This window comes from Fibrisoma limi BUZ 3 (genome assembly GCF_000296815.2).
Classification (GTDB): Bacteria; Bacteroidota; Bacteroidia; order Cytophagales; family Spirosomataceae; genus Fibrisoma; species Fibrisoma limi.
In genome coordinates, this window is the sequence record NZ_CAIT01000005.1 from 415,786 (window position 1) to 429,222 (window position 13,437).

A 13,437-nucleotide genomic window follows, 5' to 3' on the forward strand; every position below is an offset into this window, starting at 1 on the left:
GGCTATTCGCTACGTAACGATTTGACCGGATTCACTAGAGCCGCTTTGATGGCCTGGAAGCTGACCGTCAGCAACGTAATGACTAAGGCACTACCACCCGCCAGGGCAAATACCCACCACGACAATTGTGTGCGGTAGGTGTACTGCTGAAGCCAGCCGTTCAGGAAATACCAGGCAATAGGAGAGGCCACCAGAAAGGCAATGAGCACCAGCAACACAAAGTCTTTTGACAACAGGCCCCACAGGTTCAGAACAGTAGCCCCCAGCACTTTCCGGACGCCTATTTCCTTAGTACGTTGTTCGGCCGTAAATGAAGCCAGACCAAACAGGCCCAGGCAGGAGATCAGAATGGCCAGTATGGTAAAGACCAGTGCCAGTTTGCCAATCCGCTGCTCAGCCGCGAACTTGGCCGCAAAGTCCTGGTCGACAAATGAGAACTTGAAGAGGGCCGACGGAACTATCTTCTTAATGACAGCTTCTATCTGGGGCAACGCCTGCTGTGGACTGACCTGCGGGTTGAGCCGAATGTTGAGCCGGGCTGCATCTGAATAGGTTGGGTCCAGGAAATACATACCGCGTTTCACTGGCTCAAACGGCGACTGCATAACCATATCCCTGATGACGCCGATGATCTGAAGCTTTCGTTTGCCGTCATCCATCGTAATAAACTCACCAATCGGTAGTCCGGCCGCTCCGGCGGACCGGCTGCGGTTTTTCAGGTTCAGGTATTTTGCCGCCGTTTCGTTCAGAATAACAGCCGAGGAATCGGAACGGAAGGAGCGGGAAAAGTCACGACCGGCCAGGAATTGCCAGCCTGCCAGGGCACCAAAATCGTGCGAAACATGCGTGATCGAGAAATCCGATTCGGTTTTCGGGTCTTTGTCTTTCCAGTTAAAGCCACTCATGTTATTCCAAACGTTGGTCAGTGGGCTCGACGAAAAAGCGGTACGGACTACCATCCCCGTACGCATCAGTTCGCGTTGAATGGTTTCTTCCCGTCCCTTGTAGTTAGGGTCGTTGGTGGGGATGGACAGTAACCCTTCCCGGTTGTAGCCGACGGGTCGGTTTTGGGCGTGAATGATCTGTTTGTACACCATCGACACTCCGATTATCAGGACCACCGACACCGTAAACTGCACCACCACCAGAATTTTACGGGGGAGCGCAGCCATGTTGCCAAGCCGAAACGAGCCTTTTAAAACCTTGATCGGCTGAAACGACGACAGGTAGAAGGCCGGGTACAGACCCGACAGTAATCCCGTAAGCCCCAGAAAGGCCGCGCTGATAGACCAGAAATAGAGGTTCGACCAGGGGAAGGCGATGGCTTTGTCGGCCAGCTCATTAAACCACGACAGCGAAACCGAAACCAACAACAAAGCTCCAATAAAGGCCAGAAAGACGACCAGGAACGATTCGCTCAAAAACTGATTAATCAATTGGGATCTGAGGGAACCAATTGCTTTACGAATACCCACCTCTTTGGCGCGCTTTTCGGAACGGGCTGTGCTGAGGTTCATGAAGTTGATACAGGCCAGCAGTAGCACAAAACCGCCAACTATGCCAAAAAGCCACACAAACGTCAGCCGGCCGGGCGCGGGTAGGCCATCTTTAAACTCTGAGTACAGATGCCATTGCTGCATAGGGTACAGATAAAGCACCATTTTGTACTTTTTCGCGTCCTCAACCATGTCTTTCGGAACGTTCTTGACGTAGAAATCCGTCAGGGCTGCATTGGCGGTTTCCAGTGAGGTGCGATCAGCCAGTTGGACCAGCACCGAAAACGAGCTGTTATCCCAACTGTTCTCCACATTCTTGACCCACGTGTTAGAGGAGACCCAGAGTGCCCAGGGCGCGAAAAACTCAATATGGCTGAAACTGGTATTCTCGGGTAAATCTTCGTACACCCCAGTTACCGTTACGTCCATGCGGTTGTCGATTTTCAGTGTTCGGGCGATGGGGTCTTCATCGCCAAAAATAGCTTTAGCTGTCGACTGCGATAGAATAACGGAGTGCGGGTCGTTCAGGGCGGTTTGGCTTCCTTTTAGCATCCGGAGCGAGAGCATATCGATGACATCACCCTCGATGAATTTACCCCGGCGTGTTAGTTTTTTCTCGCCCATCGAGACAGCGTAGTCGCCGTCCCAGAATCCGAGCAGAATGTGCTTGAAATTTTGACCGTAGCGGACTTTCAAGGCGGTAGCCAACGGAATCGGGTTGGCCTCGCTACCCCGGATAATACCGGTAGATGGTACTGTGCCGTAATGCCTGACTTCCGCAATGTGTTCGTAATGAGTAAAATGCGTATTGTACGATAGCTCGTCATACACCCACAGGCCAATGAGCATTGCCACCGCCATGCCTATGGCTAACCCACCAATGTTAATGACGGAGTAAGCCCGATTCTTGAGGAGATTGCGGAAGGCAATTTTTACGTAGTTGCGGATCATCGTAATTGTTGTTGATTTGGGGTGATACTTCTCTTCGCGCTTGATAAACTGAGGCTGCATCAGACTCAGTACATCGCGTAGGTAGCGCCACCGCGCCCGATGAACGCCCACCGATTTGATACGGTCCTGAAACAGTTCGTCCAGATCGCCCTCCAGCTCATCGAGCCGGTGGGGGGCGCAGAACCAGCGCAGCAGGCGCTGGGCGAAGCGAGGTGGTCTGCAAAGAGGTGCTTTGCTCATGACCAGGCGGTTCGGGGAATAGCGTCCCACATCTGATTACGCAGTTGCCGAACCTCCTCCAATACCCGTCGTCCGTAGGCCGTTACCGAATACAGCCGCTTCCGGCGACCACCCCGTTCGGGCGAGATACCACCCATCTCCGATTTGACCAGCCCTTTTTCCTGGAGCCGATGCAGGGCTGAGTGTACCGCGCCCAGATTGACCGAGCGCCCCATTTGCTGCTCAATCTCGTTGACGACGGCAGCCCCGTAGGCGTCGCCGTCCCGGATCGCTACGGCCAGTAGCACCACCTCTTCGAACTCGCCTAAGTAAGTCCCCTTCATGATACTGTATTAGTTGTGTAAATGTATAACAAATGCCTTGCCAGGATAAGGAAAAAGGCCACTCCAGTGCTGGAATGGCCTTTTTGGCTGAGAGTTGACACGAGATAGTTGTCCAGAAACGGACAGTTTTTGTACGCTGGTGGACAGGATTGCTCGGCCTTGGCATGGTAAGCGAGCCGTCAGAACCTGGATTCAGGCTGACGGCTCGTTGGGAACATTAAGGGTGATTTTACCGTTGCAGCACATCATCAATGAAGCCGTATTCCCTGGCTTCTTCAGCTTTCATCCAGTAATCGCGGTCGGCGTTACGTTCGAGTTCTTCCGCCGACCGGCCCGTGTGACGGGCCATGATTTCGTACAGCTCATTTCTAAGCTTAACAATTTCGCGGGCGGTGATTTCAATGTCAATCGACTGGCCCTGGGCCCCGCCGTGCGGCTGGTGAATCATAACGCGGGCGTGGGGGAGGGCCGACCGTTTACCAGCCGCTCCGGCGCAGAGCAGTACGGCCCCGAACGACAAGGCGATACCGGTGCAGATCGTTGCTACGTCGGGGCGGACGTACTGCATGGTATCGTAAATGCCTAAACCGGCGTAGACCGACCCTCCCGGACTGTTGATATACATCAGGATGTCTTTCTTCGCATCGGCCGACTCCAGGAACAGCAACTGGGCGATGATGATGTTGGCAATGTTGTCGTCAACGGCCGCACCCATGAACACAATCCGATCGGCCATGAGCCGCGAAAAGACGTCTACTTCGCGGAAATTCATCGGGCGTTCTTCAATGACGGCTCGTGTCATGTTTTCGACCTGGTGCAGATACCGGTCGACCGTCAGGCCGTTCAGATACTGATGATGCACGGCGAACCGGCGGAACTCGTTGCGGCTAAGTTCTGGGTAATACATAAGACAGGAAAACTAGTAGGGATGAGAATTGATTTGTATGAACACTGGTTGGCAAGGGCAATACAAAGCCGGATGGCTTGTATGGAGCCATTGCGCAACGTCAGCCAGGCAGGATTATAAAGGGGTTATCCGAACAATCGGACGTGGATGGTCTCTAACTCGGTGCGGAGCTTTCGACGACCAAATAAGCGTAAGATTTTATAGGCCAGTTTCTGCCCAGCCAGCTTCCGTTGCAGTTCCTGATCCCATAACAAGCGAACCGCTACGTCGAGCTGTTGCTCTTCGGGTAAGGCACCAGCCAGGTACTCCTCCAGCCGTTGGATTTCTTCCAGTTCGGGACGCATGGTCTTTATGATTTTAACTGCTCGATGGACAAGTGACTCACGGCTTTACGTAGCCGTTCCAGGCATTTGAATTTCTGCACCGTGGCCGACCGAACGCTCCGGTACCCGTGCTGGGTGGCAATTTGCTCCAGCCGCTGGCCGAAGTAATAGAAACTGACCAGAATGGATTGGCAGGTTTCGCCCAGTTGTTCAACAAAGGTCATCAGGGCCACCGTTGGCTGATCAGGGTCAACATCAGGTTCTTCGACAAGTTCCTCGGTTTCGGGTAGGGACGCCTGGAGGGATCGCTTCGCCAGCTCCTGCCGCCAGAGGTTTTTGCCAATGCCCATGAGGTACGTACTCACCGACGACGTTAACGTGAGCTGGTCGAAAACGGCTTTTTCATAAAACGTAATCAAGGCTTCCTGAAAAACATCTTTGGCGTCGTCGTCCGTACCGCCGTGCTCCCGGACGTAATGCCGCACCAGCGGGTAGGCTTTTGCATAGATACGCTCCAGAGTACGTTCCCGATCGGTCAGCAGGGCTGTTTTCATCGATACGCGTTGAGTTGAGACCATACGCTTACGCTTTTTACAGGTTAATCAGGAATTGCCGCAACTATCACCCTAAGAAACGAAAAATTTTAATGGAAGGCACAGGGGCAAAGGGAGCTTTTAACCCCTTCGCCCTGTGCCCAAAGCGCACGCTATTTCGCTTTAAGCGAATTTCTTTCGACAAGAACCAGAAATGGATTCTGTAGCTTTCTTTTAAATAAGCTTCGTAATACGAATTCGTCATCAGATCCATCTGGTACAGATAACCCTCCGGCTGACGGGCATTTTTGTGCACGTAACTGCCCGAATACGACGCAATATCGCTGGCTTTGAGCGACGTGTTGGCAAAATTGCGGGCACGTTTGCCGTCGACCCACACACCAAATTTCTTCGGATTTTTCCAGGAATTAAACTCGGCCTCGGAAGGGGTTTTTCGATCCTGAGGAGGGATGAGTACCACCCGTTTCTTCTCGTCGGGCGACAGTTCTGAATACGTCTTCCTCACGATAGGCTTACCACGACGAACGGGAATGGCCACGAATTTATCACCGTAGCGTTGCTCAAAGTCCGAAACGTTAGTAGTACGTGGTGCCTGGCGAGGGGCTGTTACCATAGGGGGCTGGGTTGGCTGAGTGGTCTGAGCTACCGTTGGCGCGCTTAAAAAGGCCACTAGTACGAGCAAGAGGGCAAAGGTTGCCCCACCAGCCAGCCATACCCGGAAAAGAGACGTGTGTTTGGTCATCATCATGAATCGTTGTTTTGTGGTTTGGAACGTCAGGGCACTGGTTAGGGCAACCGAAGCGGGTTGATGCATCCGGCTCAGAATAAGCGTTTGGTAATGACTAATCCGCTGATACGTCTGGTTAACGGCTTCGTCGGCCAGGAATTCGTGATTGAGTTGAATGGCCTTCCTGAACTGCCAGAGCAACGGATTGAACCACCCGATGCACAGCAGCAGTTCAATCAGCAATACGTCGAGGGTGTGCCACTGCCGGGCGTGAGCGAGTTCATGGGTGAGCAATTCGCCATCCATATCGTCCCGGTCGAAAGCCGCTTCGTCGATGAAAATGTACCAGAGAAACGTGTAAGGTACGTTAGGCCCAGTCGCTCGAATCAGTGTGGCTCCCGGTGTTAAACGCTTGGGCTGACGGTGGGCCTGGTGCAACAGAGAGGCACAGTTTCGCACAAATCGCAGCGTCAGAAGGGCAGTCACCATGAAATAGAGAAGCAACCACCAGTAAGCCCAGAGCGTATCAGCCGGCGAAGTGACTACGTCCGGTTCCGGTAGGGAAACGACCGCCGGACGATCTAACAATACCGAGGGCAAATCCGGGCTGATGGCCGCCATCTGATGGTCGGGCCAGAGATTGAAAAGGGTGCCTGGAATAAATGGGATGCCTGCCGACGCCAGCAGGCTCGCTAACAGATAAAAGCGCTTAAACCGGTGTATTGACTCATTTTCGAGCCAGATTTTATAGAGCCCGTACGTGAGCAGCAGGCAAAGGCAGGAGTTGAGGAGATAGGCGGTCATGACTTTTTCTTTTGGATCTGTTGGTCAATGATCTTCTTCAGGGCTTCTAATTCGCCGGCCGATAGATCCGTTTCGGTGGTGAAGAAAGAGGCAAATTGCGCGGCCGAATTGTTAAAGAAAGTCTTGATCAACCCGTTTACGTGACGAGCGAAGTAATCGTTGCGACTGACGAGCGGGTAATACTCCCGTGAACTGCCGTATTCGCGGTACCCGACAAACCCTTTATCGATCATCCGTTTCAGCAACGTAGCAACAGTCGTGGCGGCCGGTTTGGGATCGTCGTAAGCGTCCAGTAAGTCCTTCATAAACGCTTTCTCCTGCGTCCAGAGGTAGTGCATTAAGAGTTCTTCGGAAGCGGATAATTTCATTTTCTACAATGTTAGAAATATTTCTACAAATGTAGAATAAAAGCTGATGAATTCAAGTTTTATTGGTTTTATTTTTCATGACAGAGCCCGGTAGTGCCTCACTTTGAATTCTGGCTTGCTCTGCTATTATAAAAAAAGTCGTCTACGACGGTTATACGCTGACACGTCAGCCCTTATCAACATAAATCAAATTATACAATAACTAGGAAACTATGATTAATGAGCAAACCCTACGTAAATTAGCTCTCTCACTACCGCATGCTCTGGAAAAAGCCCAGTAGCAACGACCTGCTTTTCGGGTCAATGATAAAATCTTCGCTACAATCTGGCCTCTTGAACAACGGATTGTAGTTCGGTTGAGCTTAGTTGAACAAGCTCGGTTAATCAGTCAAGACGCGATTACGTATTCAGCGGTAGCAGGCAAATGGGGGCAGCAAGGCTATACGATAGTCCAATTCGATAATCCAGAGCCAGCCGAATGCTATGAGCTTTTAAAGCAGTCTTGGTGTTCGATGGCTCCGAAGCGATTCATTAACCTATTTAACAGTGAGTAGGGTAAGCTGAGTGATCAGCTTACCCTAAGGCACTTATACAACTAGATTTTATTTGAAGTACAAACTCTAACTCCTTTATAAAATGAAAAATGTTAAGCATCTCATTTCTAAATATTCAGAGGGGTATTTGATAGTCATAACGTTTCTTTGTGGCTATTTACCTCCTCTGACTATTGCCCCTATCTTCTTAGGATTGATTGCCATCCTGGCGTTTCAACTCATTTCCAAAAACAGAATAACAGGAATTATCATTGCCAGTTTGTTTCTTCTTATCAACGTTTTGATGCTGCTGGCCGTTGTCTCTGAATTCAATGAGTTTTTAACGGCCACTCCTAATGCTATACAACTGTTATTAATTGGATTCCTAATTTTTGGATTCAACTTAATAGTGTCTGCGCTTATGATGTCAAAATACTTACCTGAAGGCGAAAGAGTATCAGTTTAATGATTAATAAAACGCTTAAAACATAATATTCTGTAGATAGAACAATTTGCTTGGTCTGAGTTATTTTTTGGGACAGTCGAATGATATAACGTTCGTTACTGAACTCGTCTGGAAAAAAGACAACTTATAAACTGACTGCTTAGTGGTATTCTGACTAGGTTGATCGCACTCGCTAAACGATCATGCAGGAAATGGCAAAGCGATTGACTGTCAAACCGAGATTCTACCCAAAGCCCCGACAACTATAGAAGCTGTCGGGGCTTACCCTTCGCTGCTACATTCCCTGAACCGATTACTCGCTACGTAGGGACTTCACCGGGTTCATCAGGGCGGCTTTGATGCTTTGGTAACTGACGGTTAGCAAAGCAATGATCAGGGCTAACAGGCCAGCGACGGCAAATACCCACCAATCGAGGTCAATCTTGTAGGCAAAGTCCTGCAGCCACAGATTCATTGCCCACCAGGCCAGAGGAGAGGCCACGATGATAGCGATCAACACCAGCTTGAGGAAGTCTTTTGACAACAGCGCCACAACACTGACCACCGTAGCGCCCAGTACTTTGCGAACGCCAATCTCTTTGGTTCGTTGTTCAGTAGTGAAAGTTGTCAGAGCAAACAGCCCCAGGCAGGCAATGAAAATGGCGATGCCGGCGAATAAGCTGACCAGGGTAGAAACGCGTTGTTCGGTCTGGTACTGACGGTTGAAATCTTCGTCCAAAAAGTAATAATCGAAGTCATAACCCGGAAACCGACGTTGCCAGAACTGTTCAATCTGGGCAACTGAAGCGTGTACGTCGCCCGCACCCAAACGAATAGCCAGATAGCGATAGGTATAGGCCGGGGTAATGAACGTAAGGATTGGCGTAATCTTCTGTTGCAGACCGTGCTGATGGAAGTCTTTGATAACGCCCACCACCTGGCCGTTCTCCAGCCCGGGGGTACCTATGCTCTTGCCAACGGCTTCGGCTGGCTTCCAGCCAATGGCCTTACAGGCGGCTTCGTTCAGCAAAACGGCATGACCGGCGTCCGTGGTAAACTGGGTTGAGTAGTCGCGGCCGTTGCGAATGGCCAGACCCAACGTTTTTACGTAGTCGTGATCAACCGGAATGACTTCGAGCGAAAAGGCCTGCTCCCGCGGTCGCCCCTGTGGGTAAACCATCTGGCCGTTCCATCCATCGCGGCCGGGCAGCGCCGATACACCCGTTACGGCCTGCACATTTGGTAAAGATGCTACCTGTTGCTTGATTGACTCGTAATTATTGATAAAATCGAGCCGGGGCAGCTTTCGTAACTCCACTGTCAACACGCGTTCTTTGGTAAAGCCCAGCTCCTGGCTTTGCATGAAGCGCAGTTGACGAACCACTACGATGGTGCCGACGATCAGACTTAGGGAAATGGAGAATTGAAATACTACTAATCCCTGGCGCAGCCATGCCCCTTTGGCTCTGGCGTGTTGTCCTTTCAGGGTCTCAACCGGTCGAAACCTGGCGAGCACGAGGGCCGGGTACCAGCCCGCGAGCAGGCCCGTCAGCAGTAGAAAAACAAAACTCAGCCCGATCGTAACAGGATGAAACAAGGTGGTCAGCGGGATGGCTTTGCCGGTCAGGTTGTTCAGCAAAGGGAGAGCTGCTGCCATGATCAGGATGGCCAGAAAACCGGCTAAGTAAGCCAGCATCAAGGATTCGCCCAGGAACTGCCCAATCAGCGACGAGTAAGCCGCGCCGATGGCCTTTCGAATGCCTACTTCTTTGGCTCGTTGCCCTTGATAGGATGTGGTCAGATTGACGAAGTTGATACCCGCCAGCAAGAGCAGAAACAAGCCGATGAGACCTACTACGTAAAGCTGCTTAGCGCTGCCGTACGACCGGTTGTTAGCCCCGCCCATATCAGGCATTCCAAACGAATGCAGGTAAATCCAGGGAAGAGGTTCCAGCGAATGTGTTACGTAGATGCCGTTGTTGCGGTACTCCTGGCCGTTGTGTTTCATCGGCAAGGCGGCAATTTTCTTTTCTGCTGCCACCGGGTCGGCCCGCTCCGGAAGCAGCACGTAGCAGTACTCATCCCAGGTAAACCATTGTCCGTCTTTTTTGCCTTCCAGGGCGTAGAACGTTGGCAGGGACAACAGCAGGTTGAAGTCGATATGCGATGGTTGTGGGTCTGCCGTAACGCCCGTTATCTTAAACGGTAACGTATCCTGCAACATCAATGTCCTTCCCAGCACAGCCGTAGTTCCGAAGTATTTCCGGGCGGTACTTTCCGTCAGAACGACCGCGTAAGGATCTCGTAACGCCGTTTTAGGGTCGCCTTCAATCAGCGGAAATGAGAAGGTAGTCAGGAAATCGTTGCTGACAAATAACTCCTTGTCGAAGAAATACCGGTTGTTATGCCTGATGGATAAGTTAGCCCGCCGTACCGGAATGACGGCCTCCACATCGGGCACTTCCTGCCGAATAGCTTCCGCCACGGGACGGCCCACCGTATTGGAAGCCATCGTTGCTGCTCCCTTCTCGACGGTGTTGGTCACTACGCGGTAAATGCGATCGCCTTTTTCGTGGAAACGATCGACCCGCCACTCATCAACGATGTACAGGGCAATTAGCCCGCAGGCTGCTAAGCCAACCGACAAGCCCGACAGGTTGGTAAAGGTGTATACCTTGTTTTTGACCAGCGAACGAATCGCGACTTTTACGTAATTCTGTATCATGGTAAAAGTTGATGGATTTGGATACTCACTCTTCTCACGCCTGATCACATACGGCCTGACAAAGCCCAGCACATCGCGCCAGTACCGCCACCGCGCCCGACGTTCGCCAACCCGCTCCACCTGGTAAGCAAACTCCTCGTGCAGGTCACCTTGCAGGGTTTCCAGCAAGTGTGGAGCCACGAACCATTCTAACAAGCGGTCGGCTAAGCGCGGAGGGGTTGGGCGGTCCGGCGATCCGGCGTTGGGCTTGGGGGGCATAGCGTTGGGGTTGGGGCTTAGGGCGCAGAGCCGGGCTTGGTGTTACCCTTCGGCCCACGCCCCCGGCTCCATGCGATTTACTCACTACGTAGGGACTTTACGGGGTTCGTCAGGGCGGCTTTCGCACTTTGCAGGCTGACCGTTAACAAAGCCACCAGCAGGGCCAGCAGACCCCCCAGCGCGAATATCCACCAATCAATAGTAACCTTATACGCGAAGGCTTGCAGCCAGCGGTTCATCGCATACCAGGCAATGGGTGAGGCAATGACGATGGCGATCAGCACCAGTTTCAAAAAGTCTTTGGAAAGCAGCGCTACTACGCTGGCCACCGACGCACCGAGCACTTTACGAATGCCAATTTCTTTTTGACGTTGCTCGGTCGACAGGGCCGCCATGCCTAATAATCCCATGCAGGAAATTAAAATGCTTAGCCCCGAAAACAGCAGCATAAACTGCAATGACTTCTGGTCCTTGCGGTAAAGCTTATCGAATTCTTCATCCATGAAGGAGTAAAAAAGGGGCAGTTTAGGAAACATCGTTTTGAATGAAGTCAAGGTCAGGTTCAGAGCCGTAATGGCTTGTCCTGGCTGACTCTCAATCAGAAAAGAAGTCCTGTTGGGCGAGTTCGCCCGGATCACGACCGGGCCGATCCGCTCATGTACCTTCTGGTAATAGAAATCCTTTACGACGCCAATGACAATCCCATTATTAAAGCGTTTGCCGATTACGGGCTCACTCAGTCCAAATTGTCTGACGGCCGTTTCGTTAAGCACAATGTTGTCTTTGTCCGAAGTAATCGTTTTATCAAACCAGCGCCCTCGTATTAATTTGAACTTCGTAATCTCATTAAGGTCCATATCGGCCCCATAGTCAACGTAAGCTGGTTGAAAGGCGGGATCACGACCATCCCAATCGATACCGCCTGATGTGGTGTATCCATGATTGACGACGGACTCTTCATTCATCCGAACTACGTGTCTGATGGGGGCTTGGGCTACCAAATGCTGTTTCAACGCGATCAGACGTGACTCTAACAGGGAATCGTACGCTAGTCTATCCGCAAAGCTGGAAATGGTAGGGTGTTCGTCGGGCACTTGAATGGTCAGCAGTTGACTCCGGTTATAAGCGTTGTGTTGCTGCTGCATGAACACAACCTGCCGGTACACGACAATTACCCCGATCACCATGACTACAGTGATGCTGAATTGCACCGTAATCAATCCTTTACGAATGGACGTGTTTTTAACCTGAAACAGTCCGGCTCCCCGAAACAGATTGAGGGGATTAATGGAAGAGAGCAGCAAAGCGGGATAGACGCTAATGAGCAGTAACGTAACTACCCATGTTCCAAGCAGCAGTTTCCAAATGTGCCATTCGGTCAGATCAAGGGTAAATTGCTTGTCGGTGAAGGTGTTGAACGCCGGAAGGCAAACGTTGGCCAGCAAGACGGACAGTACAATGGCAATCAGGCTGATCAACACCGATTCGGTCATGATCTGGCTGAACAACTGGCCACGATTAGCGCCAACGATCTTTCGAATGCCGATTTCTTTGGAACGTATCCCGGTTCTGGCAATGGATAAATTTACGTAGTTGACGCAGGCGCTCACCAACAACGCCAGCGCCAGCAGTGTGAAGATATTAACGTTCCGGGCTTCTGTGTGCTCGAAAGCTGTTATGTCGAAGTTTGTCTGAAAATGGAGCGCCTGTAGAGGAAGCAGGGCCGGGGTTAAGTCATCTTCATCTCGGTTGGCTTTGTAAAGAGCGGCAACGGCCTGTGCTGTCCGGGTTGGATCAGCCGAAGGGCGCAGCCTGACGAACGTTTTATGAGTGGCATACAGCCAGGTGTTGGCTTCCTGCAACCGACGGGCTGTATTGAGCCTGGCCGAGAGGGGAATGAGTACGTTGAACTGCAGGCTGGAATTAACCGGATTGTCTTTGACCACCGCTCGAACTACGTAGTCGGTTGAATCGATACGTACATGGTTTCCCGCAACGTCTACTTTACCAAAGAGCTGTTTTGCTTTTGACTGCGTTAGTAGGAGGCTGTACGGGTGGGCCAGAAAAGATTGCCAACTGCCTTGCAGAACGTCGTAATGAAACATCTTAAACCAGTTCTGGTCCACATAGGCGGTGTATTCTTCGACAAAGTAATTGTCGTTTACCTTCAGCGTTACATCATTCTTGAAGGACCTTTGCATGTGCGTTACCAACTCAACCTGGGGTAGCTTTTGAACCATGGAGGCCGCCAGTGGGTAAGGACTATTTTCGCCAATGACGTTCTGCGCAATACCTGACTGGTGCTGGTTCGTTACCAGAAAAATACGGTCGGCGGCTGGGTGATAGCTATCAAACCGCAACTCGTTCTGCACCCACATCATGATCAGCAAGGCCGCCGTTATGGCTACGGATAAGCTACCAATACTGAGCGTACTGTGTAGCTTTTGATTGACGCTATTGCGCCAGGCGATTTTGAAATAATTGCGAATCATGGTCGGGTTTAGAAAAAAGGGACTGGGGTATTCATTCGGTTTACGGGTAATGACATACGGCCTGACAAAGCCCAGCACATCGCGCCAGTAGCGCCACCGCGCCCGGCGTTCACCCACGCGCTCGACCTGGTAAGCAAACTCCTCGTGCAGGTCGCCCTGCAGGGTTTCCAGCAAGTGGGGAGCCACAAACCATTCCAGCAGTCGGTCGGCGAGGTGCGGTGGGCGTGGGGCAGAGGGCTTGGGGTTAGTGCTCATGGCGTTGGGCATAGGGCGAGGAGCTGGGCTTGGTGT

The 13,437-nt window shown here is 51.5% G+C and carries 10 protein-coding genes and 1 pseudogene; 2 read left to right on the top strand and 9 right to left on the bottom strand.

Annotated features, from left to right (window positions below; genetic code table 11):
• Positions 1-2 precede the first annotated feature (2 nt).
• From BN8_RS06575 to BN8_RS06605, 7 genes are all read right to left on the bottom strand, one after another.
• Positions 3-2,687, bottom strand: a complete 2,685-nt coding sequence (locus BN8_RS06575; RefSeq protein WP_009281035.1) for an ABC transporter permease — start codon at positions 2,685-2,687, stop codon at positions 3-5.
• On the bottom strand, positions 2,684-3,010 hold the full coding sequence (locus tag BN8_RS06580; protein ID WP_009281036.1) for a PadR family transcriptional regulator: 327 nt from the start codon (positions 3,008-3,010) through the stop codon (positions 2,684-2,686). Before BN8_RS06580 ends, BN8_RS06575 begins: the two co-directional genes overlap by 4 nt.
• A 229-nt stretch (positions 3,011-3,239) precedes the next feature.
• The gene (locus BN8_RS06585; RefSeq protein WP_009281037.1) at positions 3,240-3,917 is read right to left on the bottom strand and encodes a ClpP family protease; all 678 of its coding nucleotides are present in this window, start codon (positions 3,915-3,917) and stop codon (positions 3,240-3,242) included.
• 125 nt (positions 3,918-4,042) lie between these two features.
• Positions 4,043-4,261: a hypothetical protein gene (locus BN8_RS06590; RefSeq protein ID WP_009281038.1), complete on the bottom strand. Its 219-nt coding sequence runs from the start codon at positions 4,259-4,261 to the stop codon at positions 4,043-4,045.
• 5 nt (positions 4,262-4,266) lie between these two features.
• A complete protein-coding gene (locus BN8_RS06595; RefSeq protein WP_229367794.1) occupies positions 4,267-4,794 on the bottom strand; it encodes an RNA polymerase sigma factor in 528 nt (175 codons plus the stop codon).
• A gap of 67 nt (positions 4,795-4,861) precedes the next feature.
• Positions 4,862-6,325, bottom strand: a complete 1,464-nt coding sequence (locus BN8_RS06600) for a M56 family metallopeptidase (protein ID WP_009281040.1) — start codon at positions 6,323-6,325, stop codon at positions 4,862-4,864.
• Positions 6,322-6,693 carry a BlaI/MecI/CopY family transcriptional regulator gene (locus BN8_RS06605; RefSeq protein WP_009281041.1) on the bottom strand — a complete coding sequence of 124 codons (372 nt, stop codon included), beginning with the start codon at positions 6,691-6,693 and terminating at the stop codon, positions 6,322-6,324. Before BN8_RS06605 ends, BN8_RS06600 begins: the two co-directional genes overlap by 4 nt.
• A gap of 299 nt (positions 6,694-6,992) precedes the next feature.
• On the opposite strand from BN8_RS06605, the pseudogene BN8_RS34015 reads away from it, so the two are divergent.
• Positions 6,993-7,247, top strand: a pseudogene (locus tag BN8_RS34015) (MmcQ/YjbR family DNA-binding protein); the annotation flags it as partial.
• An 82-nt stretch (positions 7,248-7,329) separates the two neighbouring features.
• Complete coding sequence (locus BN8_RS06610; RefSeq protein ID WP_009281042.1) at positions 7,330-7,692, top strand: hypothetical protein; 363 nt, start codon at positions 7,330-7,332, stop codon at positions 7,690-7,692.
• A gap of 292 nt (positions 7,693-7,984) precedes the next feature.
• On the opposite strand, the gene BN8_RS06615 is transcribed toward BN8_RS06610, so the two are convergent.
• Together BN8_RS06615 and BN8_RS06620 are read right to left on the bottom strand one after the other, a co-directional pair.
• Entirely contained in the window at positions 7,985-10,654 is a 2,670-nt protein-coding gene (locus BN8_RS06615; RefSeq protein ID WP_009281043.1) for an ABC transporter permease, read from the bottom strand.
• Between the two features lie 77 nt (positions 10,655-10,731).
• Positions 10,732-13,413 (bottom strand): permease prefix domain 2-containing transporter, encoded by a 2,682-nt coding sequence (locus BN8_RS06620; RefSeq protein ID WP_009281044.1) that lies wholly within the window; start codon positions 13,411-13,413, stop codon positions 10,732-10,734.
• Positions 13,414-13,437: the final 24 nt, after the last annotated feature.